Origin of the sequence: Winslowiella toletana (assembly GCF_017875465.1) — a bacterium.
In the GTDB taxonomy this organism is placed as follows: Bacteria; Pseudomonadota; Gammaproteobacteria; order Enterobacterales; family Enterobacteriaceae; genus Erwinia; species Erwinia toletana.
This window is the reverse complement of the sequence record NZ_JAGGMQ010000001.1, coordinates 2944161-2971027: the sequence shown is the minus strand read 5'-3', so window position 1 is coordinate 2971027 and position 26867 is coordinate 2944161. Positions and strand designations below refer to the sequence as shown.

Sequence of the window (26867 nt, the reverse complement as noted above, 5' to 3'; positions counted from 1 at the left end):
CGGTTTCTGTAGGGGCGGCGTTTTCGCCGCCCGTGCCACGGATTTATTCGCCAGCCGGAGCTTTCTTTCTGGCACGCTTCGATCGGGTGGCAGCGGCGATTTTACGGGTTTTATCCGAAGCCGGTTTGGCTTTTTTCTCTTTTTTCACTTCAGTATCCGCTTTCGCTCTGGCTGCATCAGGTGCGGAACTCGCCCCTTTACGTCCGTCGCGACGACGGTTGCCACCATTTTTCGGACCGTTTTGCTTGCTGCGGTCGCGTTCAGTTTTACCGGCGCCACGCACTTTACGCTGGCTGGAGATCAGGGCGAAATCAATCTTACGCTCATCCATATGCACCGCTTCAACCCGCACTTCCACGGTGTCACCCAGACGATAAGTCTGGCCGCCGGATTCGCCAATCAGACGCTGACCGACCGCATCATAGCGATAGTAGTCATTGTCGAGGGTGGACACATGCACCAGGCCGTCGATAAACAGATCAAGCAGACGCACAAAGAAGCCAAAACCCGTTACGCTGGCGATCACGCCGGTAAAGGTCTCGCCCACCTGATCCTGCATAAAGTCGCACTTCAGCCAGTCAGCAACATCACGCGTTGCTTCATCCGCACGACGTTCCGCCATCGAACAGTGCTGACCGAGTTGCAGCATCTCTGGCAGTTCATAGTGATAACCACCGGTTGGCGTGGTGTTGCCTTGCAAAGTGCCCTGCTCCCGCGCCAGCAGATACTTAATCGCACGGTGCAGCAGCAGATCGGGATAGCGGCGAATCGGTGAAGTAAAGTGGGCGTAAGAAGAGAGCGCCAGACCAAAGTGGCCACGGTTTTCCGGGTCATACACCGCCTGCTTCATCGAACGCAGCAGCATGGTTTGCAGCATTTCATGATCGGGTCGATCGGCGATCTGATCCAGCAAGGCGGCATAATCAACCGGCTCTGGCTTAGTGCCACCCGGTAATGACAGGCCCAGCTCATTCAGTACCGTACGGAAACTGGTGATGCTGTCGTCACTTGGACGGTCGTGATCGCGGAACAACGCCGGTTCGTTATGCTTCTCCACAAAACGCGCCGAGGCGATATTCGCCAGAATCATGCACTCTTCGATAATCTTATGCGCATCGTTGCGCACCGTATGCTCAACACGTTCAATGCGGCGTTCAGCGTTAAAGATAAACTTCGCTTCATCGCTTTCGAAAGAGATGCCGCCGCGTTGCGCGCGCGCCTGCTCCAGCGCATGATACATGCTGTACAGCTCTTCCAGATGCGGCACCTGCTGCTGATACTGCTCGCGCAGCGACTGCTCGCCATCGAGAATATGCCACACCTTGGTGTAGGTGAGACGCGCATGCGAACGCATTACCGCTTCGTAGTGCTTATAGCTGGTCAGCTTGCCCTGGGTGGAAACGGTCATTTCACACACCATACACAGGCGATCGACCTGCGGATTCAGCGAGCAAAGACCATTCGACAGCACTTCCGGCAGCATCGGCACTACCTGAGACGGGAAATACACCGAGGTGCCACGGTTAACCGCTTCGGTATCCAGCGCCGTGCCTGGACGGACATAGTAGCTGACATCAGCAATCGCCACCCACAAGCGCCAGCCACCGCCGCGCTTTTTCTCACAGTAGACGGCGTCATCAAAGTCACGCGCATCTTCACCGTCGATAGTCACCAGCGGCAGTTCGCGCAGATCAACACGGCCGATTTTCGCCTCTTCCGGCACTTCTTCGCTCAGTCTGGCGATTTCAGCTTCAACCTGTTCTGGCCAGCTGTTCGGAATTTCATGGGTGCGCAGCGCCATATCGACGGCAAGGCTGGTGCCCATATTCTCGCCGAGCACTTCAACCACTTTACCAATCGCTTTGCTGCGGCGCGTCGGACGCTGTTCCAGCTCCACTACCACTACCGATCCCATACGGGCGCCGAGAATCGACTCCTGCGGGATCAAAATATCAAAGCTCAGACGGCTGTCGTCCGGCACCACAAATCCGGCGCCAGCGTCGGTAAAGTAGCGACCCACAATCTGGCTGTTACGCGGTTCCAGCACGCGCACGACGCGCGCTTCACGACGGCCTTTACGATCCGCACCCATCGCCTGCGCGAGGATCACATCACCGTGCATGCACATCTTCATCTGCTCAGCAGAGAGATAGAGATCGTCTTTCTGACCTTCAATGCGCAGGAAGCCATAACCTTCACGATGGCCAATCACTTTGCCGCGCAGTAAGTCGAGACGTTCCGGCAGGGCGTAACACTGGCGACGGGTAAAGACCAGCTGACCGTCGCGTTCCATGGCGCGCAGACGGCGGCGCAGGGCTTCAAGTTGTTCTTCTCCTTCCATCCCCAGTTCATCCGCCAGCTCTTCACGGCTGGCCGGTTTTTCGCGCTTGTCTAAATGCGACAGAATAAATTCGCGGCTGGGAATGGGATTTTCGTATTTTTCAGCTTCTCGTTCCTGAAAAGGATCTTGTGACATATCGGTTCCTCCGGTTGTCATCGACTGTGGATTGACGGTTGGTCAACCAGCAGTAATTTGTAGAGCGGATGGTTATCTTCCACGAGGTCGGCGAGGGTATATTTATCCAGTTCTTGCAGGAAGCACTGTACCGCATCATACAGCGCCTTCTTCAGCCGACAGGCTGAAGTGATATGGCAAAATTCACTGGAGCAGTTCACCAGTTGCAGCGGCTCCATCTCGCGCACCACCTGACCAATCACAATCTCGTCGGCAGGCCGGCCAAGACGGATGCCACCGTTTTTACCGCGCACGGCAGCAACATAGCCGGTACGGCTTAGCTGATTGATGATTTTGACCATATGATTACGTGAAACGTCGTAAGTCTCGCTCACCTCAGTAATGCTGGTCATCTGGTCAGCGGGTAGTGACGCCAGATAGATCAGCGCCCGCAGGCCGTAATCTGTAAAACTGGTTAGCTGCACATATACCTCAGTGAATCACCGACGTGGCATCGTCCGCTCAAATGCATTTTCTTTAAATGATGATAAACCAGCCCATCAGTTTCAGGGCAATTTTTTAAGCAACTATTGATATTATATAGAAAAAGGCGGGAACCGGGATCAGCAGGAAGCAAGAGGCCAGACAGACAAAGGCCGGACATTGTCCGGCCAGCGCTAAGATTATGCGTCAAACGGGTCGCGCAGAATCATGGTTTCGCTACGGTCCGGGCCGGTAGAAATAATATCAATCGGCACACCGGTCACCTCTTCAACACGCTTAATGTAGTCGCGTGCGGCCTGCGGCAGACCTTCTACCGTCTTAACGCCAAAGGTGCTTTCGCTCCAGCCAGGCATGCTTTCATAGATTGGCTCGATACCTTCCCAGCCTTCAGCAGCCAGCGGCGTGGTGGTGACTTCACGACCATCAGGCATACGGTAACCGATACAGATTTTCACTTCTTTCAGGCCATCCAGCACGTCCAGTTTGGTCATGCAGAAACCTGACAGTGAGTTAATCTGTACTGCGCGGCGCACCGCGACTGCGTCCAGCCAGCCGGTACGACGGCGACGGCCAGTAGTGGCGCCAAACTCGTTGCCCTGCTTACACAGGAACTCACCGATATCGTCAAACAGCTCGGTTGGGAACGGACCCGCGCCGACACGGGTAGAGTAGGCTTTTACGATGCCCAGTACGTAATCCACATAACGCGGGCCAATACCAGAACCGGTCGCCACGCCACCTGCGGTGGTGTTAGAGGAAGTCACGTACGGATAGGTACCGTGGTCGATATCCAGCAGGGTGCCCTGCGCGCCTTCAAACATCACCAGGTCGCCACGCTTACGCGCGCCATCCAGCAGTTCAGAAACGTCAACCACCATACCGGTTAAGATGTCAGCAATTTCCATCACATCTTTCAGCACGGTATCGTAATCAACCGCTTCTTCTTTGTAGTAGTTCACCAGCGTAAAGTTGTGATATTCCATCACTTCTTTCAACTTAGCGGCGAAGGTTTCTTTATTAAACAGGTCGCTGACGCGCAGTGCGCGACGAGCCACTTTATCTTCATAAGCCGGGCCAATGCCGCGACCGGTGGTGCCGATAGCTTTGGCGCCACGCGCTTTTTCACGCGCCATATCAAGGGCAACATGATATTGCAGAATCAGTGGACAAGCTTCGGAGAGCAGCAGGCGTTCACGTACCGGGATACCACGATCTTCCAGACCTTTCATCTCTTTCATCAGCGCAGCCGGAGACAGCACGACACCGTTGCCGATGATGCTGGTTACGTTTTCACGCAGGATGCCAGAGGGAATTAAGTGGAGGACGGTTTTTTCACCGTTGATGACTAGCGTATGGCCAGCATTATGACCACCTTGATAACGTACAACGTATTTTGCACGTTCAGTTAGAAGGTCAACAATCTTACCTTTACCTTCGTCACCCCATTGGGTGCCCAGTACGACGACGTTCTTACCCATTTCTCAAAATCACCGATTGCTTAAAAAAGGATTCTACCATCGTAATTTTCGTCTTTCAGCACTTTTAGCATACGATTGCGGAGTTTTTTTGCTCAGAGCGCATGTAGTAGGTGCAGAAACGATTTCACCCCTGGATATGGGTGCTGACCATATAGTAAATCACCATTCCGGCCACTACCAGGCCGCCGCCAAAGCGACGTAATAAGTGATCGGGCAGCTGGGTCATCGCGTGGATCATACTGCGCCATGCGCGTGGCAACAGCATCGGCCCGAGTCCTTCAATCACCAGCACTAAGGCCAGCGCCAGTAAGATGGTTGCGTTCATTTTTAATTATTTCCATAAAAAAGGGCGACATCAATATGCCGCCCTGGGTATGAACTGTGTGAATTAACGCGTCGCGTTAGATGGCGATTTCATAAAGCGGAAGAAATCACTATCCGGGCTAAGCACCATCACATCCTGATTGCTATTGAAGCTGCTGTCATAGGCACGCAGGCTACGAATAAAGGCGTAGAAATCAGGATCCTGGCTAAAGGCATCCGCAAACAGCTTCGCTGCTTCGGCATCGCCTTCACCGCGGGTAATCAGCGCGGTACGCTGGGCTTCTGCCAGGGTACGCGTCACTTCATAATCTGAGGTGGCGCGCAATTTTTCCGCTTCTTCCTGACCTTGTGAACGCTGACTACGCGCTACCGCTTCACGTTCCGCACGCATACGGTTGTAGATTGCGTCAGAAACTTCAGCTGGCAGGTTAATCTGCTTAATACGCACATCAACGACCTGGATACCTAACGCCGCCATACTGTTCGGGTTAATCGCCGGTTCTTTGCTGTTGGTTTCGCTCTCGACGCGCTTGGCGACAGAAGCAATCGCATCATCCGCCGCTGGCGTTGCAATCTCAGCATCGCCGGTGCTGCCGGTGTTCAGAGCATCACGCACGTCGGTGGTCAGACGGCCACGCGAATCGGTGACGATATCTTTCACATCCAGACGGCCCATCTCAGAACGCAGACGGTCACTGAATTTACGTTTTAACAGTACTTCCGCCTGAGAAACGTCGCCACCACCGGTCGCCAGGTAGTAACGGCTGAAGTCACTGATGCGCCATTTGATATAGGAATCAACGATCAGGTCTTTCTTCTCTTTGGTAACAAAGCGGTCAGCCTGGTTATCCATGGTCTGGGTACGCGCATCCAGCGTCTTCACCGAAGACAGGAATGGGATCTTAAAGTGCAGACCCGGCGCAAACACCAGCGGTTTGTTCTCATCGTCACGCAGAACTTTACCAAAACGCAGCACAATGCCACGCTGGCCTTCCTGCACAACAAACAGTGACGCGTATAGCACCACCAGCACAACAATCAATACTACGATTAATGGCTTACGCATCGCTTACTCTCTCCCTTCGCGCTGGGTATCGTTGCGCTGAGCATTCGCCCGGCGCTGATCCATGATGTTGTCTGGATTGTACGACGAACTGCTGCTGGCGCGGTCATTACTGCCGGACGCTGGCGGCAGGCGCAACAAGCTATTACTGCTGCTGTCCTGAGAATTGTTTGGCGAAGTACCAGACTGGCCGCCACGCATTAACTGATCCAGTGGCAGAACCATCAGATTGCCGCCCTTGTCATTGACCAGCACTTTGCGGGTATGGCTCAGAACGCGTTCCATAGTTTCGATATACAGACGTTCACGCGTAATCTCAGGCGCTGCTTTATACTCTGGCAGCAACTTGGCAAAACGCGCGACTTCACCCTGCGCTTCCAGAACGGTACGCGCTTTATAAGCACGCGCTTCTTCCAGAATACGCTGCGCCTGGCCGTTGGCGCGAGGCTGGACTTCGTTCGAATAGGCTTCCGCTTCACGCACATACTGCTCACGGTTTTCACGTGCGGCAATGGCGTCATCAAATGCCGCTTTCACCTCTTCCGGTGGACGCGCCGCCTGGAAGTTGACGTCAAGCAGCGTGATGCCCATATCGTATGGACGAATCGTCTCTTCCAGCTCACGCTGGGTTTCGCTACGCACCACGGTACGGCCTTCCGTCAGAATACGGTCCATGGTCGAACGACCGATCACCCCACGCAGGGCGCTATCCGTTGCCTGACGCAGGCTGTCGTCTGCGCTGGTGACCGCGAACAGATAACGTTCCGGATTGGTCACGCGATACTGCACGTTCATCTCAACGCGCACGACGTTTTCATCCGAGGTCAGCATTACACCCGATGCCGCCAGCTCACGCACCGATTCAACGTTAACCGCACGTACCTGATCGATAAAGGTCGGTTTCCAGTTCAGGCCCGGTTCAACCAGATGGTCGAATTTCCCGAAGCGGGTAACCACACCGCGCTCGGCTTCTTTAATCGTGTAGAAACCGCTCGCGGCCCAAACCACGACGGCAGCCACGCCGACGATAATCACCAGACGGCTTGCACCGCGCCCAGGCCGGTGTTGACCGCCACTGTTATCGTTGCCGCTCTTACCACCGCCCAGTCCACCGAGCTTCTTGCTCAGTTTACGGAAGATATCATCAAGATCAGGAGGCCCTTTATCACGCCCTCCTTTATTTCCCCCAGAGTTGCCGCCTTGATTATTGCTGCTTCCCCACGGGTCGCGGTCCTGTCCGTTATTCCCGGGCTGATTCCACGCCATGTTTATACTCCATTAATTGTGTGTGCGGTGGTATCCCAGGCCGGGATACGCGTTTCAGGCAAAATCAGTCAAACATCCGTTAAACAATGTAATCCACCAGCGCCGGTTCCTGTTTGCATAACCGCCGCCAGTCAATAATCGGCATGCGTATCTGTAAACCTACGCTACCATCATCTTCATTCCACTCTTTTTCGATCGCCTGTAGCTGATAAAAACGGCTGCGCAGGCGTCCGGCCTCAGGCGGCAGACGGAGATCATACTGTGCGATCTCGCCCGCAAGGCGTTCGCTCAGCGCCTGGAACAGCAGCGGCACGCCGACGCCCGTTTGCGCCGACAACCAGACTCGAATCGGCAGATTTTCATCATTACGATCGATACGCGGCTCAAAATCTTCCAGCATGTCGATTTTATTCATCACCAACAGCTGCGGGATTTCGTCCGCTTCGATTTCGTCGAGGACAATATCAACCGCTTCGATATTTTCATCAACGCGCTGATCGGCGGCATCGATGATATGCAGCAGCAGCGTCGCCTGACGCGTCTCCTGCAATGTCGCTTTAAACGCCGCCACCAAATCATGGGGCAGATGACGAATAAAACCTACGGTATCCGCCAGCACGACTTCGCCAACATCCGCCACGTCGAGACGGCGCAGGGTCGGGTCCAGCGTGGCAAATAACTGGTCGGCCGCATACACATCGGCCGCCGTAATACAGTTAAACAGTGTGGATTTACCGGCGTTGGTATAGCCCACCAGCGACACCGTCGGCACATCGGCCTTGGCGCGCGCTTGTCTGCCCTGGTCGCGCTGCTTTTCCACGCGTTGCAGACGAGAAAGAATCAATGTGATGCGGTTGCGCAGTAAGCGACGGTCGGTTTCCAGCTGGGTTTCACCCGGGCCGCGCAGACCGATACCGCCTTTCTGGCGCTCAAGGTGCGTCCAGCCGCGTACCAGACGCGTGGCAAGATGGCGTAGCTGCGCCAGCTCGACCTGCAATTTACCCTCATGGGTGCGGGCGCGCTGGGCAAAAATATCAAGGATTAAGCCGGTGCGATCGATGACGCGACACTCACACAGACGCTCAAGATTACGCTCCTGAGCCGGGGTTAAGGCGTGATCAAATAACACCACCGATGCGCCACTGGATTTTACCGCATCGGCAATTTCGACTGCCTTTCCTTCACCGACAAAATATTTGGGATGTGGCGCTTTGCGGCTGCCTGTCACTACACGCAGCGCTTCGACACCAGCGGAAGAGACGAGAGTTTCAAACTCCATCAAATCTTCCATATCTTTGTCTTGCGAGAAATAGATGTGAACCAGGACGGCCTGCTCACCGGCATCGTAACGGTCAAACAAGCGTTGAACCTCTCATTATAAATAGGACCGAGACGGGGAACTCAGCCAATGTTGAACTCCCCGTCAAGGCAGAACGGCAAACGCGCTTACTCAGCGTTCTCACCGTCTTGTTGTGGCTGCGAAGGCGCTGCCGTTGTACTGCCACTGTGATGATAGTTGCTGCTGGTACCGCCACCCGCACTATTACTGTGATGGGAAACCGGACGGGACGGAACCACGGTAGAGATTGCGTGCTTATACACCATCTGGCTAACCGTGTTTTTCAATAAAATAACAAACTGATCAAAAGACTCAATCTGACCCTGCAGTTTGATACCATTCACCAAATAAATCGAAACCGGAACACGTTCACGACGCAGCGCGTTCAAGAACGGATCTTGCAATGATTGCCCCTTAGCCATTCTATCTTTTCCTTATATGCTTGTTGTTTGTTACTTAAGAGCCCTGCGACTCTGAAATACTACGTAAAAAATTCGCGCACGATTACGCACCAATTGTACACAATCACCCATGCTTCGCACTAAGAACCTGTAATACCGCATCACGGGCTAATTCAGGCTGTTCGCTGTCAAGCCAGTGAACATTCTGCCAGCCACGTAACCAGGTGATCTGACGCTTAGCCAGCTGCCGGGTCGCGCAAATTCCCCGATAAACCATTTCGTCATAATCGATCTCGCCAGCAAGGTATGACCACATCTGGCGATATCCCACACAACGAATGGAAGGCAAGTCCGTATGCAAATCTTCTCGTGCAAACAGTGCCCGAGCCTCCGCTTCAAAACCTGACGCTAACATCTGTTGAAAACGCAGTTCAATACGCTGGTGTATCAGTTCGCGATTTTGTGGCGCGATCGCGAACTGACTGACATTGTAAGGCAACGCTTCGCCCGAAGTTTTTGTCAGCTCCGTTAAAGTTTTACCCGAAATGAAAAAAACTTCCAGTGCTCGCGAGAGTCTCTGGGGATCATTCGGATGAATACGACTACCAGCAACGGGATCTATCTCACATAATTGACGGTGTAAGGCTTCCCAACCTTTTTCACTCGCCATCTGCTCAATACGCTGACGCACTTCCGGGTCGGCCGAGGGCAACGGCGACAACCCATCTAATAACGCCTTGTAGTAGAGCATGGTACCACCAACAAGCAACGGAATTCGGCCTTCACGACTAATCTCCGCCATTTCTGCTAATGCATCACGTCGAAACTCCGCCGCCGAGTAAGCTTGCGCAGGATCGCGAATATCCAGCAGTCGATGCGGCGCCTGCGCTAACTCAGCAGCGGAAGGCTTGGCGGTGCCAATATCCATCCCGCGGTAAATCAATGCGGAGTCAACGCTGATCAGCTCAACCGGCAGATGTTTGCGCAGCTCAATGGCTAACGCGGTCTTACCGGAGGCCGTGGGCCCCATCAAAAAAATTGCCTCAGGCAGGCTCGCCATTGTTCTGTCACTCATGCTTCAGGGCGTTCTGCGCCGTATCAATATCGATCGGTTGCACTAATCCAGAAGGTGGCGATTTAATCAGCGCCGGACAGAGTCGTTCGACTTCCGCCAGCAGCGTAATCGCCTGCGAGTGATTCCAGTGCGGATGTTCTGCCATCGTGTGGCGCGCCAACCATTGTGCAACCGAGGCTGGCGCAACATCCTGCTGCCGGGCGAGATAGCCTAACAGTTCTGGAATCAAGTTTTGTAAATTTTGTTGGCGTAATGGTAAAGGCACCGCGCGTAATGTCACATGCTGCGCGTCAACCTGCAAATCCATGCCCATCATGGTTAATAATCCGGCAAAGCGGCCAATCGCCTCACGTTCGGGCCTGGCCATTTTCAGTCTCACCGGGATTAACAACGGTTGCGGCTTCAGCCCCTCTTCACCGGGATCGAGCTGCGCCTGTTTCAGCCAGCGGTCTGCAACCACCAGCGCCAGCAATGCCAGGCCGTTGCCACGTTCAATTACCGCGTACTGCTCACGCACCACCGTCAGCACCCGGCCAAAGCTGTTGCTGTGGCTCTGTAATGGCTCTTCCGGCTTAACAGGCGTGGTCGCTTCACGGACGCGCGGCGGCTCCGGTGTTTTCAGCAATTGCTGATACACCGCGCCTTCGCGCTGCTGATAAACCGGCTCCTGACGCGACCAGTTAGCGCCGCCGCCGGTTCCGCCGCTGCTTTTTGCGGGCGGAACGGAAGCCGGTGATGGCGTGGCAAAGTGATTGCCACCGGCCGCCTGACGATTTTCCGGCTGCCGACGTTCGACCGGCGCCCGATCGTCAGCCAGCGCCTCTAATTGTGGCGCACCCGTCTCCTGTAACACACTCAGCACGCCCTGATAGATAAAATCATGCACCAGTCGCGACTGATGGAAGCGCACCTCATGCTTGGCCGGGTGGACGTTAACGTCCACCTGATGCGGATCGATCTGCAGATAGAGTACATAGGCTGGTTGATGGTCATCACCCAGCTTGTCCTGATACGCCTGGCGAATGGCGTGGTTGATTAAGCGGTCGCGCATCATGCGGCCGTTAACATAGCAATACTGCAACTCCGTCACCTGGCGTGAACCGGCAGGATCCGCCACCCAACCGCGCAGGTTGAGATCGCCATGCTGCCACTCAATCGCCAGCGCATGCGTCATAAAAGCACTGCCGCAAATGGCGCCCAGACGCCGCTCCTGCTGGCTGACTTCGCTGACACCACGATACTGGCGTACCAGCTTGCCGTTATGGGTCAGCGCAATGGCAACGTCAAAACGCGCCAGCGCAATGCGGCGCACGACTTCATCAATGTGGGTAAATTCGGTTTTTTCGGTGCGCATAAATTTGCGCCGCGCCGGCGTGTTATAAAACAGATCCAGCACTTCCAGCGTGGTGCCCACCGGATGCGCCGCAGGCCTGATTGTCACCGCCATGTCGCGCCCTTCGGCATAAGCCTGCCAGGCTTCGCTCTGTTGTTCGGTACGGGAAGTTAACGTCAGGCGGGAAACCGAACTGATACTGGCCAGCGCTTCGCCGCGAAAACCGAGGCTGACAATCGCTTCCAGATCGTCGAGGCTGGTGATTTTACTGGTGGCATGACGCGCCAGCGCCATTGCCAGTTCATCTTTATTGATGCCGCAGCCGTTATCGCGGATGCGAATCAGTCTGGCGCCACCTTTCTCGATATCAATCTCAATCCGCGTAGCGCCGGCATCCAGGCTGTTTTCTACCAACTCCTTGACCACCGACGCCGGACGCTCAACCACCTCACCAGCCGCAATTTGGTTAGCCAGCTGAGGAGGTAACACCTGAATGGGCATGGTTAATCCTTTTGATCTGTAAAACCGTAGGGGAGGCGTTATCGCCTCCCGTCCGATATCGAGGCATTGCCACGGGCGGCGAGAACGCTACAGTGAATTAGTGGTTTATGAAGCCGGTATCGTCAGCGTCTGCCCCAGCATCACATTAGCGCTCTTCATATTATTCGCCTGCATAATGGCTTTCGAGCTGACGCCATAATGGGCGGCAATCGCCGTCAGTGAGTCACCGCGCACCACTTTATGCTTTTTCGGTTTGCTGCTGACAGCAGCGGTGCGGGTGGCGTCAGCCGGGACTTTTAAACGCTGGCCGACCCAGACGCCATCTTTTTTCAGATTATTCAGCGAACGCATGGTCGACATACTGACGCCATAGCGCGCAGCAATCCCGGACAGCGTTTCGCCACGCTGCACTACATGGCGCGTTGTCGCGCCAGTATAAGTGGTGCCCGCAGGCGCACTGTTTGCCTCGACATTAACCGCCGCTGCTGACTGCAACGGTCGGTTTTCCTCCTTTGGGAAGGACTGTAGCGGGTGTGACAGGAAGTAGTTACGCAGTCCTTTATAAATCGACTGGGCAATCTTCTCCTGATACGCGCTACTGCCAAGCAGTCGCTCCTCCGAAGGGTTACTGATAAAGCCGGTTTCCACCAGCAGAGACGGAATATCTGGCGAACGCAGCACGCCAAGGCTGGCATGCTCAGGACGGCGTTTATGCAGTGAACCCACACTTTGTAACTGAGCAATCACTTTTACCGCAACGTCATAACCGACGCGCTGCGAATGACCAAACTGCAGATCCAGCACCGCCTGACTCAGGTAGGGGTCAGCCTGGCTGTTGGCCAGTAGATCACCGGCGCCACCCAGCAGTTCTGACTGCTTCTCATGCTGCTCCAGCCAGTTGGCCATCTCACTGTTAGCGCGGCGGTTAGACAGCACCCAGACCGATGCGCCGGAGGCGCTGCGGTTTGGCGCGGCGTCAGCGTGAATCGATACCAGCACATTGGCGTTCTGCTTACGCGCCACGTCCGAGCGGCCCATTACTGAAATAAAGTAGTCGCCATCGCGGGTTAATACCCCTTTAAACATCGGGTCATCATTCAGCAGCGCTTTCAGCTTACGCGCAATGGCGATAGTGACATTCTTCTCTTTCAGGCCGTTAGCGCCAATCGCCCCCGGATCCTGGCCACCGTGTCCGGCATCGATCGCCACCACCACGGTATCGTTAGCACTGGCGCGACGGCCTGGCTCCACGCGCGTATTGCCGCTGGTCACCGCCGTAACTTTGTTGCCATTAAACGGATTACTGACGGGTTCCGCCGGTGCGCTCGACGTCACCGGATTGCGCGTTGCGCTGCTCACCTCAGCCGGGCGCGAACTGCTGCGTTGCGCGGTTTGCGTGCCATTGATGGTGAACACCACATTGTAATTATTGCCATTACGCTGCGTTACCGCGCGGGTGCGCGCTGGCTGGGTCAGTTCAAATACCAGACGAATGCTGTTGCTGTCTTTTGGCGTACTGGAACGAATGCGCTTGACGATATTGTCGCCGCTAAAGTTCAGCGGGATCCCCTTAATTACGCCGCTTTGACGAATATCCAGCACCACCCGGTCGGGCTTGCTGAGCGGGAAGAAACCATAAACGGGTTGCCCGTTAAAACTCAATGTCACCGTCGCCTGACTGCCGCCATTGGAGACCTGAATATCAGACAGATTTGCTGCAACTGAAGAGAATGAAACCAGACAACATGCCAGAATAAACGCTAATTTAACGCGAAACATCATGAGCTTTCCTTGTTCGCGGTGAACTGCTGCAACATACGCATGCCGGCAGGAGAAACGGCGGTGATTTCCGCCAGGCGCGCCTGCGCCTGATAGTGCAGATGCAGGGCTAAATCAGGCGGCGGCAATACGCCTTCCCCCTGCTGCGGCCACTCCACCAGGCAGATGGTATCCTCAGCGAAATAGTCACGAATTCCCATAAACTCCAGCTCTTCAGGATCGGCCAGCCGATAGAGATCAAAATGGTAAACCGTACGCGCGGGAAGCGTATAGGGTTCAACCAGGGTGTAGGTCGGGCTTTTCACATTGCCCTGATGACCCAGCGCCTGTAAAAATCCGCGACTAAAGGTGGTTTTACCGGCACCTAAATCGCCATAAAGATGGATCACCGCCGCGCTGTCGCAGACGCGGGCCAGTTGGGCCCCCAGTTCAAGGGTGGCTGCCTCATCGGGCAATGCGATAACACTGGTATTCATGCTTTAGTATTCGAGATCTCAGGATTGACAAACAGGTACAGCTCGGAAAGCAGATCGGTCGCTAACATCCCGCGCGTGCCATAGCGTGCGGCTCTGGCGTCAGCGGCGGCGCCATGCACCACACAACCGGCGCAGGCAGCATCATACAATGAGAGTTTCTGTCCCAACAGTGCGCCGATGATACCGGAAAGCACATCGCCCATACCACCACTGCCCATGCCGGCATTGCCGACATCAGCAAAGGCGATTTCGCCCTGCTGGCTGGCGATAAGGGTGCCGGAACCTTTCAGCACCACCACCCCGCCATAGCGTTTTACCAGGCGTTGCGCCGCATGTAAGCGGTCACTCTCAATTTCAGCTGTTTTGACATTAAGCAACCGTGCAGCTTCGCCCGGGTGCGGCGTAATCACCCGATTCTGACGCTTCTCCGGGCTGATTGCCAGCAGGTTAAGCGCATCTGCGTCCCAAAGCATCGGTTTACGGCTATTTTCGACCTTTTTCAGTGCCTTCTTAGCCCATTCTCCCTGACCGAGACCAGGGCCGATAACGATCACATCGGCCCATTCCAGCCCGTCATCAAGACTTTGCGCCGTTAAATCCTGCACCATCAATTCCGGCACTGCGGTCAGCAGCGGAGCGATATTCTCTTTGTGAGTGAGTACTCGCACTAATCCTGCACCGCTACGCAGCGCCGCTTCCCCGGTCATGCGGATGGCGCCAGCAGTGCCGTGGTCGCCACCAATAATCAATAAACGGCCATTATCGCCTTTGTGCGACGTGGCGCGCCGCGGTTTCAGCCAGTCAGATAACCGTTGTGCATCATAACGCGCCATCGGTGCCTGCTGCGCGCTCAGCCAGGCTTCCAGCCCCAGTGCGTGATGGTGTAATTCCCCGACATAGTCGCGCGCTTTACCAGTCAGCAGGCCAGGTTTCAGCGCAATAAACGTCAGCGTCTCTGCCGCCACCATCGCCTCGCCAGCCGCAACGCCATTGCTGGCCTGCAAGCCGGAAGGAATATCAACGGCAAACACCGGCGCCGGATGCTGATTGGCTCTGGCAATCAGCGCGTCGTAAGGCGCTTGCGGCGGACGGTTTAAGCCGGTGCCCAACAGGGCATCAACAATCACCTCAACCCGTTCTGGCCACAGGGCATCGGCGGCATGAATCACTCCGCCCGCCGCCAGCCAGCCGTCACGCGCAGCCTGCGCCTCTTCCGGCAGCGCTTTGCTGCCTTCACAGGCCAGCAGCGTCACGTGCAACCCGGCCGCCTGCGCCAGTCGCGCAATAATATAGCCATCGCCGCCGTTATTGCCGTGGCCACATAAAATCAGCCAGTGCTGCGCCGCGGGCCAGCGACGGCGAAGATGTTCAAAGGCTGCGCCACCGGCGCGTTGCATCAGTTCGAACAGCGTAATGCCAAGGGTATCGGCGGCGCTGATTTCCAGCTGGCCCAGCGCCTGCGCAGGCCAGACAGAGTGTGGTAAACTGCGCTGGTTTTCTTTTTGGTTATGGTCAGTCATGTCGCACCCTCTCGATCTTCATCAGCTTGCCCTGGATATAAAACAGTGGGGCCTCTCTCTCGGTTTTCAGCAAGTCGGTATTTGTGATACCGATTTAACCGCGGAAGAACCGCGCCTGCAGGCATGGCTGGACAAACAGTACCATGGCGAAATGGACTGGATGGCGCGTCATGGCATGATGCGCGCCCGTCCGCATGAACTGTTGCCCGGGACACTGCGCGTGATTAGCGTGCGGATGAACTATCTGCCCGCCAAAGCAGCGTTTGCCAGCACGTTAAAAAATCCGCGTCTGGGATATGTTAGTCGTTATGCGCTGGGTCGTGATTATCACAAAGTATTGCGCAATCGCCTGAAAAAGCTTGGCGATATGATCCGCGAACGCTGTGGCGACGCGCAATATCGCCCGTTTGTCGACTCCGCGCCGCTGCTGGAGCGCCCGCTGGCCGCCAAAGCCGGTTTAGGCTGGACCGGTAAACACTCTTTGATACTTAATCGTGAGGCAGGTTCCTGGTTTTTTCTGGGCGAGCTGTTAATTGATATCCCGCTACCGGTCGATCAGCCGCAGGAAGAGAACTGTGGCCGCTGCGTTGCCTGTATCACCACCTGCCCGACCGGCGCGATTGTCGAACCCTATGTGGTCGATGCGCGACGCTGTATCTCGTATCTGACGATTGAGCTGGAAGGCGCGATCCCGGAAGAATTTCGCCCGCTGATTGGCAACCGCATCTATGGCTGTGATGATTGCCAGCTGATTTGTCCATGGAATCGCTATGGCCAGCTCACTGATGAGGATGACTTCAGCCCACGCGCAGTATTGCATGCCCCGCCTTTAACCGAGCTTTTCGCCTGGGATGAAACAAAATTTTTGCGTATTACCGAAGGATCGGCGATACGCCGCATTGGTCATCTGCGCTGGCTGCGCAATGTGGCGGTGGCGATGGGCAACGCGCCCTGGGATGAGGAAATCATCGCTTCGCTGAGCTCAAGGCTGGGCGAAAACGCCATGCTGGATGAACATATCCACTGGTCGATTAGCCAGCAGCAGAACAAACGCGCTGAACACACGATTGAAGTACAACGCCCACAGCAAAAACGACTGGTTCGCGCCATTGAGAAGGGATTACCGCGCGATGCATAAATGTACAATTAGTTGCGCTGCGGGCAGAAAAACGTTTTCCACATGCTGTGAATAAAAATAAAAAAGCGTTGTCATTCAACTGTCACAGGCACAACAAGTGATCCAGCTAACAAATTGAAATAATAATTTTTCGTTTAAATTCAGTAAAGTAATAAGTATATGTAAGAAAATGCTGATAAGTTTGATCGCGATTAAAAACAGTACGCCTGTGGATAACTCTGTTTAAAACATTTTGACAAACTGGAAACATACGGATGCGCAGGTGGGTTATCGCTGTGGATAATTCATCTGGAAAAGGTAAGAAGAAAACCTGGAGCGGGAAACGAGACTCGAACTCGCGACCCCGACCTTGGCAAGGTCGTGCTCTACCAACTGAGCTATTCCCGCTTAGGAACTACTGGTGTGCTGTAAGACAGCAAAATCATATTTTGGAGCGGGAAACGAGACTCGAACTCGCGACCCCGACCTTGGCAAGGTCGTGCTCTACCAACTGAGCTATTCCCGCTTTGGAACTGGTTGCTGTAAACAGCGAAAATCATTTTTTTACATTCCGAGACCCAATTTCGATCTCTAACCTTTTGATTAGAAAAGGTTTTTAACCATTCCCCTATCAGGAATGGACGCTATTATGGCCTTGTTCGAAAATGATGGCAAGTCCTTTGTTCACAAAGGAAGTGCGAACGCCTAAAAGTTCGACACAGCATGCTAACGCCCCTCTTCAGCCGAAGTGGCTGAAGAGGGGCAGAATCATAGAGTTAGACCTTTTCTGGCGCTGGCAAGCCAAGATTTTGCCGCAGCGTGCTGTACTGGTATTCCTCACGGAACAGGCCACGACGTCTTAACTCCGGGATCACCAGCTCGACAAACAGCGACAGCTGCTCCGGCATAATCGCTGGCATGATATTAAAGCCATCGGCGCCCCCCTGCTCCAGCCAGCGCTGGAAATCATCGGCGATCTCTTCAGCGGTGCCGACCAGCACCCGATGCCCACGGGACCCGGCGGCGATCGCCGCCAGCTCACGCAGCGTCAGATTTTCGCGCTCGGCTAAATCGGTCAGCAATTTTACCCGGCTCTGTCCACCTTCAATATTCGGTGCTTCCGGCACCGGGCCATCCAGCGGAAACTGGCTTAAGTCCATGCCAAAACGGGTGGAGAGCTGTTTAATCCCGTTATCGATATCCACCAGCTGATTGAGTTCGCGCCAGGTCGCCCAGGCTTCTTCACGGGTGTGGCCGACAATCGGCATCACGCCCGGCAGGATCAGCAGATGATCGGGATGACGTCCGGCATCCACCACCAGCTGTTTCTGCGAACGGTAGAAGGCCTGCGCATCTTCCAGCGTGGCCGCAGCGGTAAACACCACTTCGGCGGTAGCCGCCGCCAGTTTCTGTCCATCGGCTGACGAACCCGCCTCAATAATCACCGGACGCCCCTGCGGCGAGCGGGTAATATTCAGCGGTCCCTGCACCTGGAAATGTTTGCCCTGATGATTGATCGGCTGGATCTTCTCATCGACAAAATATTGCCCGCTCTGTTTATCCGGCTGCACCGCGCCTTCCTGCCAGCCCTGCCATAGCTTGAATGCCACCTCAAGAAACTCATGGGCAGTGGCATAACGCTCTGCATGGCCCGGCATATCGTCACGGCTGAAATTGCGCGCCACATCAGTAGAGAACGAAGTCACCACATTCCATGCCGCACGCCCGTGGCTGATATGATCCAGCGAGGAGAAAATACGCGCCAGATTAAACGGATCGCTAAAGGTGGTGGAGGCGGTAGCCGCCAGTCCGATATGTTTAGTCTGCACCGCCAGCGCCGATAACAGCGTCAGCGGCTCAAGGCGCGCCATGGTTGACGGCAAACGATAGACGCTGGTCGCCAGCGCATCGCCGACGAAAAACATATCAAAGGTACCCTCTTCGGCTTTGCGCGCAATCCACGTCAGCCATTCAATATCAGTCGGCGAGCCGAGCTGCTGCGTCATACGCCAGCCACTGACATGATGCCCCAGCGGCTGCACAAAAAGTCCAAGACGCAGCTGACGGCGGCTGGTTGAGGTATCAGACATATTCGATCCTTAGGAAATCAAAAAGCGCGATCGGTTGCCAGCAGCGCCTGTTCAATGGCGCTGGCGGCAAGTGAGAAAGGTAAGCGCGCAGCATTGGCCGCAGAGAATTTTACTTCCTGCGCAATGGTCGCCAGAACGGCGGCGCGATCGCCATGCAGCGGTGACAGCGTCAGCGGCGCATCATACTGGCGCAGCAGTGACAGCAGTTTTTCATCGGGCTGACCGTTCTGGCTCTCCAGCAGCGACTGTACCAGCAGACAGAAACCGACTTTTTCGCCATGCAACCAGTGATGCAATTCCGGCTGGTGCGTAAGACGGTTATGAATCGCATGGGCCACGCCAGGCGTCGGGGTTTCATCGCGCATACTGTTGGCCAGCCCGGCCAGCGCAATATTCGCGTCAATCACTTTAATCAGCGCCGGTGTCACTTTATGCTGCTGATTGTCACGTACCGCTTCAGCGCCATATTGCTCAAACACCTCTACCGCCATCCGCGCCGCCTGAACTTTCAGCTTCAGCGACAGGCTGTCGGGATCTTGCTGCTGATAAGGGACAAATTCATACCACTTGGCCAGCGCATCAATAATGCCAGCCTTCAGAAAACGCACATCACTCTGCGCAATCACTTCCGGATCGACCAGCACTCGCGCCGGCATCCGCGCCATCGGTACGCTGCGCTCCTGTCCACCCTGTGCGTTATAGATAATACTGACCGGCGACCAGGCGGCGCAGGTCGCGGCCACCGTTGGCAGGGTAACCAGTTCCATCTGCGCAAAACGGTTCGCCACCGCTTTGGCGCAATCCACCACCCGGCCGCCGCCAACCCCCAGCACTAAGCTCGCGCCATACTGTCCGGTGCGAGCCTGATGGTGGTCAACCGCCACATCGCTGCATGCGCCAGCAAGGAAATCGACCTGATAATCAATGTTGTGTTGCCGCAGGCTGGTTTCCAGCTGCGGATTAACCGCCTGCCAGGCTTGCGGGCTGGTAATAATAGCGATGCGGGTCGCCAGCGGCGCGATATATTCACCCGCCCGGGCAATCAGACCGGACTGATGGTAATAGCTGTGCGGTGATTTTATGGCAAGCACGATAATAACCTGTTTATTTATGCATTAAATAACGGGCATAAAAATCCCGTTCCCGGCAGAGAGAAAAAATATGACCCAATTAAAGAGGAATAATCAGGGTAAATATGATCTGAGAAAGAGTTCTTTTTCATTATGCTACGAGAAAATTAAAAATAAGCAATCACATACTGGCCATTTGCTTTTCATAAATTCGCAAAAGTATAGATGAAATTCAGCTATAGCCAGTAAAACACTTGCGCGCTGTGCTGGATCAAAGAAATGATAGAGGAAACTAAGGCTAATTTCAGGTAGCGGAAGCGTAATTAATTTATCGATTCCGACACCGTAAAATTAACCCTTAAAATAATGAGATATTAATGGCCTCACATCCAATCGATTATCTTTTAATTGGCAATAATTTTGGCACCGCAGAAATGCGCAATATCTGGTCAGAGCATAACCGACTGACGCAACAGGTCAGCGTCGAAGTGGCGCTGGCGGTAGCCGAAGGTAAGCTGGGCATTATTCCACAACAGGCGGCTGACGCGATTGCCAGCCGGGCGGACGCCAGCCTGCTGGATATTGACGCCATCGCCAGCGCCGCGGCGCAGATGAAACATTCGCTGATGCCGACGCTGAAGGCGCTACAACAGCAGTGCGGCGAGGCTGGTGAATATATTCATTACGGCGTCACCACCCAGGATATTGTCGATACCGCCACGGTTTTACAGCTTAAGCAGGCGCTGGCAATCATTGTGCGTGACTGTGTGGCGCTCAGTGAAACACTGATAAAGCTGGCGAAACAGCATCAGTATACCCTGATGGCGGGTCGCACCCACGGCATGCAGGCGCAACCCACCACCTTTGGCTTTAAGGTCGCGGTCTGGCTGGATGAATTTATCCGTCATCTTGATCGCCTGCAGCAGATTGCCCCACGCCTGTTGACCGGCAATCTCAGTGGTGCAATATGCACCCACGCCGCGCTTGGTGAGGCAGGTCCACGGGTTGAGCGTCTGGCGCTGCAACAGCTGGGATTAAACACCCCCAATATAGGCTGGCAGGCGGCACGCGATCGCTTCTCCGAGTTTGCTTCAGTGGCGGTGCTGATCAGCGGCACGCTGGGCAAGATCGGTAACGAACTTTATAACCTGATGCGCACGGAGATCAGCGAGATCGAAGAGCCGTTCAGCATCGGTAAAATTGGCTCCACCACCATGCCGCATAAACGCAATCCGGCGGCGCTGGAAGGATTAGCCAGCTTAACCGCGCCGCTGCTGAGCAGCGCCAGTCTGATTTATCACTCGATGCATGTTGAACACGAACGCGATGCGATGAGCTGGCGCGCAGAGTGGCTGGCGCTGCCGGAGATCTGCATCTATTTATCGGCCCAGTTACAGAGCGCGCGCGCCATTCTGCCGGATATCACCGTCAATAAGCCGCGCATGCTGGCCAACCTGCAAATGCAGGATGGTCTGATGCTGTCGGAAAAAGTGATGTTTGAAACCGGCAAAAAGCTCGGCAAGCAGAGCGCCCATCATCTGATTTATCAGTGCGCCATGCAGGCCTGGGAGCAACAGCGATCTTTCCAGGCGCTACTGCTGGAACAGCCGGTGATTGCCGCCAGCATGACCCCGGCCGAGCTGGAGCGCTGGCTCGATCCGGCCAGTTACATCGGTAGCGCGCCGCAAAAAGTGGATGAGGTGATTAACTTTGCCCGTCAGTCCGGTCATTTATCACCGCAAGAGGAACTTACCCCATGACAGCCCACTACCGTGCGCTTACCACTGCTGACCGTGATGACTATCTGGCGCTGATGCTCGCGGCTTACGCCCCGGTCAAAGCACTGGGGATTCATTTTGATGCGGCGACGGCGGACCTGGCGAAAGTCACAGGCCATTTGCAACAGCATGGGGTGTATGCCCTGTTTATTGATCAGCAGATGGTCGCCTCGGTAACCATTCGTTATCCCTGGGGGCCGCTGCCGGGGCCTTTTGGCCTGCCGCATATCGGCTGGTTTGGCGCCCATCCGGCGTTTAACGGCCAGGGTTACGGCAACCAGCTGCTGAGCTGGCTGGAACAGGAGGTGCTGCGTGACGAGCTGAAAGCGCCTGCGGTGTCGCTGGGCACCGCCACCAGCCATCCGTGGCTGCGCGCGATGTACCTGAAGCGCGGTTTTCAGCCAATGCATGAAACCGATCTCGGCAAAGGCCATATCACACTGTATATGAAGAAAGTGCTGGATGACGCCAGCCATGCCGGGTGGCTGGCGCGTCAGCCAGTGCGTGAAACGCGCACCTTAACAGGAGTTTAAAATGTTAGCTATCCCCTCACAACATCAGGATCTGGCGCGCTTTATTCAGGATTTCCGCCATGAAATGCATCGTTATCCTGAGCTCTCCAACGAGGAGTTTGCTACCACTGCACGGATTAAAGCGGCGCTGGAAAGTCATCATATCCGCGTGCTCGATCTGCCGCTCGCCACCGGTCTGGTAGCGGAAATCGGCGGTCAGCAGACAGGGCCGCTGGTGGTGCTGCGCGCTGATATCGATGCGTTGCCGATCGAGGAAAAATCGGGCGTGGCGTACGTTTCACAACACTCTGGCGTGATGCATGCCTGCGGACATGATTTTCATACCTCAGCAGCGCTCGGCGCGGCGATAATGCTGAAAGCGCAGGAAGAGAACCTGCCCGGCACCGTGCGTATTCTGTTCCAGGCGGCGGAAGAGACCGGACATGGCGCGCCCACGCTGCTGGCGACCGGCGCGCTGGATAATGCGCGGGTGATCTTTGGCATCCATAACGATCCGACCCTGCCGGTCGGCGTCCTCGGCAGCAAAGCCGGGGCACTGACCGCCGGTGTCGATCGCTTCGATATCACCATTGCAGGCACCGGCAGCCACGCCGCGCGTCCCCATGAGGGCAACGATCCGATTGTCATTGCCGGACAACTGATTGCCGCGCTGCAAACCCTGATCGCGCGGAATGTGCAGTCCAGCGAAAATGCGGTGGTATCAATTACCCAGATCCACAGCGGCAGCACCTGGAACGTGATCCCGGATCGCGCCTGGCTGGAAGGCACGGTGCGCAGTTTTGATCAACAGACCCGTGAGCTGATCGAACGCCGTTTCCGCGAAGTGACGCAAGGTATCGGCGCGGCTTTCGCCAGCGATATCACGCTTAACTGGCAGCCGGGTCCGCCATCGGTGGTCAATGATGCAGACTGGGTGGATTTCGCCTTACAGCAGGCGTCAGAGGTCGGTTTTGAGACGCGGCGCGTCGAGGCCAGTCCGATTGGCGAAGACTTTGCGTTCTATCAGCAGCAGATCCCCGGCGCTTTTGTGATGGTTGGCTCCGGTGGCCCTTTTGCCCTGCACCATCCGGAATTCCGCGTCGACGATCGCGCCCTGTTTCCCACTGCCCGCTATCTGCTGCAACTGGCGGTTAAGGCGCTGGTGAAAGCATGAGCTTAGCGCAACAGCTCGCCACGCTGATTGTCAGCACCCGCCCATCAGAGGAGGCGCGCGCTAAAGCCCGTGCCGGTCTGCTGGATTTTATTGCCGTCACCCTGCCGGTTGTGAACGGTGAGATTGCCGATTCCGGGCTGCGCAGTTTGCGCCAGGTTTATCGCGGTGAAGAGAGTCTGAGCCAGGCGCTATTGCTGGGCTACGCCGGGCACGCGCTGGACTTTGATGATTTTCATGCCGATTTTCGCGGTCATCCGGGCACGGTGATTCTGCCGGCCCTGCTGGCGTTAGCGGCGCAGCGGCCGGAAATCAGTGGCGACGATTTTCTCGATGCATATGTCATCGGCGTCGAAGTGGCCGGTCGTCTGGGGCTGGCGGCCGGGCCACAGCACTACACGCTTGGCTTCCATAATACCGCCACCCTTGGTGTTATCGCGGCAGCGGCGGCAACCGCGTGTCTGCTGGACGCCAGCGCGGAGCAAACCGCGGTGATCCTCGGTCTGGCGGCGACGCAGGCCAGCGGTCTGCGCGCGCAATTTGGCAGCGCGGTGAAACCGCTGCACGCCGGGCTTGCCGCGCAGGCAGCGGTCAGCGCGATCCTGCTGACGCTGGCCGGCTTTGATGGGCAGCCGCAACAGGTACTGGAGAGTTTCCTGCACGCGTATTGCGCCGGGCAACAACAACCGGAAAAACTGACCGCCAGCTGGGGCGCGCCATGGCGCATCGTCGCGCCGGGGCTGGAGTTTAAACCTTATCCCACCTGCTCCGGCACCCACAGCGCCGCCGATGCGGCGCGTCAGCTGCGCAGTGCCTGGCTGCAACAAGGCCACAGTGTCGCGGCGCTGGCGGCGGCGATTCAGCGCATTGACATCGCCTTTCCACCGGGCGGGGATATTGCCGCGTTTATCCGCCATCCGCAGAATGGTATCGAAGCGCGTTTCAGTCTGGAGTATGTGGTGGCTATCGCCCTGCTGCGCGACAACCTGCGGGTTGAGGATTTTGCCGAAGGACCGCTAAACCCGGAGATTGCGGCGCTGGCAGAGAAAGCGGTGCGTTGCCCGGATGAGAGTGCGCCGCCGGATGCGCTTAATCCCGGCCAGCGCTTCCATCAGGTGACGCTATGGTTAAGCAGTGGCGAACGTCTGCAGCAGCGCGTCACCCGTCAGCAGAGCCTCGCTATTCCGCTGGATCTGACCAGCAAGCTGCGCAGCTGCCTGCCGAACCACAGCGAAAGCCAGCGACAGCAGATAGTGACGCGCAGCCAGCTGCGCGCGGCAGACGACCTGCCTGCGCTCTGTGCACTGCTGAGCGTAAAGTAATCAGCGTTTTCCTGCCAGCGGTGGCAGGAAAGCCTGTACCGCCGGTGGTTCGCCGTTAAACGGCAGCACATCAACCACCGTAATCTGCCCACTACAGCCCTGGCTTAACGCCGAAGTACCAATATCCAGCGTCAGCACATTCGGATTACCATGACGGCACATCGGCCGCGCCGCCAGCGGGTCAACCGGATCATACCAGGCGCCAGTCGGCAGCTGCACCACACCGGGCATGATCGCCTCGCTGATATCGACACATGCCAGCGCAATGCCGCGCGTATTCACGATCTGCACCACATCGTTATCACTGATGCCGCGACTGCGCGCATCATGCGGATGCATACGACACACTTCGCGACCACGCCGCTTCATATCAACACTGTGCTGACCATAATCGAGCTGACTGTGCAGACGCGACGCGGGCTGATTAGCAATCAGATACAGCGGATGCTGTGCATCTGGCTGTTCCAGCGGCGTCAGCCACTGGCCGTGACCGGGACAATCCGCATCGGCAAAAGCGGCGATGGTGGCCGAGAAAATCTCAATTTTCCCGCTTGGGGTCGGCAACGGATATTGCTGCGGATCGGCGCGAAACGCTTTCAGCATGCGGCCGCCATCCTTGATTTGCGGCAACGCCAGCACGCCCTGCTGCCAGAACTGCGCAAAGTCCGGAATCACCACCGCCTGCGCCGCCAGCCGTTGCTGCAACTGCTGATAGTGATAAATCAGCCACTGGCGCGCGGTGCGTCCTTCGGTAAACTCCGCTTCACGCCCTAAACGCCGCGCCAGTTCGGCAAAAATGGTGTAGTCATCTTTCGCCTGCGCGTGCGGCTGCGCTACCTGTTGCATCGCCACCAGATGGCGATCGGTCGGAGCGCCGCCAATATCCTCGCGCTCCAGCGTCATGGTGCAGGGCAGTACCAGATCGGCATGGCGGGCGGTGGCGGTCCAGGCAACTTCGTGGACAATTAAGGTATCCAGCTTACTGAACGCCTGGCGTAAACGCGCCAGATCCTGATGGTGATGGAAAGGGTTGCCACCAGCCCACCAGGCCAGCTTTATCGTCGGATAAGTCAGATCGCGGCCGTTATAGCGGAACGACTTACCGGGATGCAGCAGCATATCGGCGATACGTGCCACCGGGATTAAACGGTCAATACCATTCTTGCCCTGCGGCAGCGCGGGAAACGACGCCAGATTATGGTGCTTACCATAATGACCGAGCGCGCCCAGCGCATAGGCAAAACCCCCGCCCGGCAAACCAGGCTGGCCTAACGCCGCCGCCAGCACCAGTGCCAGCCACACCGGCTGTTCGCCATGCTGCGCACGCTGTAAGGCGTGAGCGACGCTGACCAGTACCCGGCGGCCCTGCAACTGCGCCGCCAGTGCGACAATACGCTGCGCATCAATACCACAGATCGCCGCCGCCCATCCGGCATCACGCACCTGCCCATCGGCTTCACCACCGATATAGGCCGCCAGCGTGTCCCAGCCGACGCAGTAACGATCCAGAAACGCCTGATCATGCCAGTCGTTTGCCACCAGCGTATGCAGCAACGCCAGCATCAGCGCCGCATCGGTGCCGGGACGAATCGGGATCCACTCGCCCTGCGCCTCCTGTGGCAGATCGCTGCGCAGCGGGCTGACCGAAAGAAACTGCGTGCCGCGCGTCGCTGCGGCATGGATAAAGCCACGCTCGGTATGCTCACTCAGGCCACCGCTGGCAACCTGGGCGTTTTTCAGCGCCAGACCACCAAACGACAACAGCACCTCAGTATGTTGTGAAATCTCTTCCCAGCTCACGCCACGGCGCGCCACTTCATTCATGTCGCCGACAATATGCGGCAGGATCACCGAGGCGGCGCCGGAACTGTAGCTGTTGACCGAACGGACATAGCCGCCAATCACCGTATTCAGAAAGCGATGCACCTGGCTCTGGGCATGATGAAAACGTCCGGCGCTCGACCAGCCGTAAGAGCCGCCAAACACCGCCTGCGGGCCAGATTCCGCACTGACGCGCTGCAGCTCGTCGGCTGCCAGCTGGTAAGCCTGCTCCCAGCTAATGGCGATATAGTCATCGGATCCACGTCGCTCATCAGCACCCGGGCCATCTTCCAGCCAGCCGCGCCGCACCATGGGCTGCGTAACGCGCACCGGATGATTCAGTACATTTTCAAAGTTTTTTAACAGCGGACTGGGATCGGGATCGCCGGCGAAAGGAGTAATCGTCAGACGATTATCATGCAAGCGGGCGCTAAACGCGCCCCAGTGTGAACTGTGGGATCTGTCAGTCATC

General features: G+C 56.2%; 21 protein-coding genes and 2 tRNA genes. 5 read left to right on the top strand and 18 right to left on the bottom strand.

What is annotated here, in order from left to right; all coding sequences use genetic code 11:
• Positions 1 to 43: 43 nt before the first annotated feature.
• The 13 genes from rnr to nnr all read right to left on the bottom strand — a co-directional run bounded on the left by rnr (position 44) and on the right by nnr (position 15514).
• Positions 44 to 2476, bottom strand: coding sequence for a ribonuclease R (gene rnr / locus J2125_RS13770; RefSeq protein ID WP_017801093.1), 2433 nt, complete (start codon positions 2474 to 2476; stop codon positions 44 to 46).
• 17 nt (positions 2477 to 2493) lie between these two features.
• Positions 2494 to 2940: a nitric oxide-sensing transcriptional repressor NsrR gene (gene nsrR / locus J2125_RS13765; RefSeq protein ID WP_017801094.1), complete on the bottom strand. Its 447-nt coding sequence runs from the start codon at positions 2938 to 2940 to the stop codon at positions 2494 to 2496.
• A gap of 198 nt (positions 2941 to 3138) precedes the next feature.
• On the bottom strand, positions 3139 to 4437 hold the full coding sequence (locus J2125_RS13760; RefSeq protein ID WP_017801095.1) for an adenylosuccinate synthase: 1299 nt from the start codon (positions 4435 to 4437) through the stop codon (positions 3139 to 3141).
• A gap of 124 nt (positions 4438 to 4561) precedes the next feature.
• Complete coding sequence (locus J2125_RS13755) at positions 4562 to 4762, bottom strand: DUF2065 domain-containing protein (protein ID WP_017801096.1); 201 nt, start codon at positions 4760 to 4762, stop codon at positions 4562 to 4564.
• A 63-nt stretch (positions 4763 to 4825) separates the two neighbouring features.
• Positions 4826 to 5827 (bottom strand): protease modulator HflC, encoded by a 1002-nt coding sequence (gene hflC, locus J2125_RS13750; protein WP_017801097.1) that lies wholly within the window; start codon positions 5825 to 5827, stop codon positions 4826 to 4828.
• 3 nt (positions 5828 to 5830) lie between these two features.
• Positions 5831 to 7090, bottom strand: a complete 1260-nt coding sequence (gene hflK, locus J2125_RS13745; RefSeq protein WP_017801098.1) for an FtsH protease activity modulator HflK — start codon at positions 7088 to 7090, stop codon at positions 5831 to 5833.
• Between the two features lie 79 nt (positions 7091 to 7169).
• Entirely contained in the window at positions 7170 to 8450 is a 1281-nt protein-coding gene (gene hflX / locus J2125_RS13740; RefSeq protein ID WP_017801099.1) for a ribosome rescue GTPase HflX, read from the bottom strand.
• A gap of 86 nt (positions 8451 to 8536) precedes the next feature.
• The gene (hfq, locus tag J2125_RS13735) at positions 8537 to 8851 is read right to left on the bottom strand and encodes an RNA chaperone Hfq (protein ID WP_017801100.1); all 315 of its coding nucleotides are present in this window, start codon (positions 8849 to 8851) and stop codon (positions 8537 to 8539) included.
• Positions 8852 to 8954: 103 nt separating this feature from the next.
• Positions 8955 to 9905: a tRNA (adenosine(37)-N6)-dimethylallyltransferase MiaA gene (gene miaA, locus J2125_RS13730; protein WP_026111689.1), complete on the bottom strand. Its 951-nt coding sequence runs from the start codon at positions 9903 to 9905 to the stop codon at positions 8955 to 8957.
• On the bottom strand, positions 9898 to 11739 hold the full coding sequence (mutL, locus tag J2125_RS13725) for a DNA mismatch repair endonuclease MutL (RefSeq protein WP_017801102.1): 1842 nt from the start codon (positions 11737 to 11739) through the stop codon (positions 9898 to 9900). Before mutL ends, miaA begins: the two co-directional genes overlap by 8 nt.
• A 105-nt stretch (positions 11740 to 11844) precedes the next feature.
• A complete protein-coding gene (gene amiB, locus J2125_RS13720; RefSeq protein ID WP_017801103.1) occupies positions 11845 to 13521 on the bottom strand; it encodes an N-acetylmuramoyl-L-alanine amidase AmiB in 1677 nt (558 codons plus the stop codon).
• The gene (tsaE, locus tag J2125_RS13715; protein WP_017801104.1) at positions 13518 to 13994 is read right to left on the bottom strand and encodes a tRNA (adenosine(37)-N6)-threonylcarbamoyltransferase complex ATPase subunit type 1 TsaE; all 477 of its coding nucleotides are present in this window, start codon (positions 13992 to 13994) and stop codon (positions 13518 to 13520) included. The genes amiB and tsaE overlap by 4 nt, the downstream gene beginning before the upstream one ends.
• A complete protein-coding gene (gene nnr / locus J2125_RS13710) occupies positions 13991 to 15514 on the bottom strand; it encodes a bifunctional ADP-dependent NAD(P)H-hydrate dehydratase/NAD(P)H-hydrate epimerase (protein ID WP_017801105.1) in 1524 nt (507 codons plus the stop codon). The genes tsaE and nnr overlap by 4 nt, the downstream gene beginning before the upstream one ends.
• Between nnr and queG the strand changes: the two genes are divergently transcribed.
• The gene (gene queG, locus J2125_RS13705; RefSeq protein WP_017801106.1) at positions 15513 to 16652 is read left to right on the top strand and encodes a tRNA epoxyqueuosine(34) reductase QueG; all 1140 of its coding nucleotides are present in this window, start codon (positions 15513 to 15515) and stop codon (positions 16650 to 16652) included. The genes nnr and queG overlap by 2 nt on opposite strands.
• Before the next feature lie 311 nt (positions 16653 to 16963).
• Here queG and J2125_RS13700 read toward each other — a convergent pair.
• From J2125_RS13700 to J2125_RS13685, 4 genes are all read right to left on the bottom strand, one after another.
• Positions 16964 to 17039, bottom strand: a tRNA-Gly gene (locus J2125_RS13700).
• 42 nt (positions 17040 to 17081) lie between these two features.
• Positions 17082 to 17157: transfer RNA gene (locus J2125_RS13695), tRNA-Gly, on the bottom strand.
• A 250-nt stretch (positions 17158 to 17407) separates the two neighbouring features.
• The gene (locus J2125_RS13690) at positions 17408 to 18721 is read right to left on the bottom strand and encodes an LLM class flavin-dependent oxidoreductase (protein WP_017801107.1); all 1314 of its coding nucleotides are present in this window, start codon (positions 18719 to 18721) and stop codon (positions 17408 to 17410) included.
• Positions 18722 to 18738: 17 nt separating this feature from the next.
• Positions 18739 to 19812, bottom strand: a complete 1074-nt coding sequence (locus tag J2125_RS13685) for an iron-containing alcohol dehydrogenase family protein (RefSeq protein WP_017801108.1) — start codon at positions 19810 to 19812, stop codon at positions 18739 to 18741.
• Positions 19813 to 20168: 356 nt separating this feature from the next.
• Here J2125_RS13685 and purB point away from each other — a divergent pair, with 356 nt between their 5' ends.
• From purB to J2125_RS13665, 4 genes are read left to right on the top strand one after another with little or no spacing between them, the layout of a single operon-like run.
• Positions 20169 to 21551 (top strand): adenylosuccinate lyase, encoded by a 1383-nt coding sequence (gene purB / locus J2125_RS13680; protein ID WP_017801109.1) that lies wholly within the window; start codon positions 20169 to 20171, stop codon positions 21549 to 21551.
• The gene (locus J2125_RS13675) at positions 21548 to 22102 is read left to right on the top strand and encodes a GNAT family N-acetyltransferase (RefSeq protein WP_017801110.1); all 555 of its coding nucleotides are present in this window, start codon (positions 21548 to 21550) and stop codon (positions 22100 to 22102) included. Before purB ends, J2125_RS13675 begins: the two co-directional genes overlap by 4 nt.
• A 1-nt stretch (position 22103) precedes the next feature.
• Entirely contained in the window at positions 22104 to 23255 is a 1152-nt protein-coding gene (locus J2125_RS13670; protein ID WP_017801111.1) for an amidohydrolase, read from the top strand.
• On the top strand, positions 23252 to 24574 hold the full coding sequence (locus J2125_RS13665; protein ID WP_017801112.1) for an MmgE/PrpD family protein: 1323 nt from the start codon (positions 23252 to 23254) through the stop codon (positions 24572 to 24574). The genes J2125_RS13670 and J2125_RS13665 overlap by 4 nt, the downstream gene beginning before the upstream one ends.
• Here the strand turns inward: J2125_RS13665 and J2125_RS13660 are convergent, their stop codons facing one another.
• On the bottom strand, positions 24575 to 26866 hold the full coding sequence (locus J2125_RS13660; RefSeq protein ID WP_017801113.1) for a molybdopterin-dependent oxidoreductase: 2292 nt from the start codon (positions 26864 to 26866) through the stop codon (positions 24575 to 24577).
• Between the last annotated feature and the right edge of the window lies 1 nt (position 26867).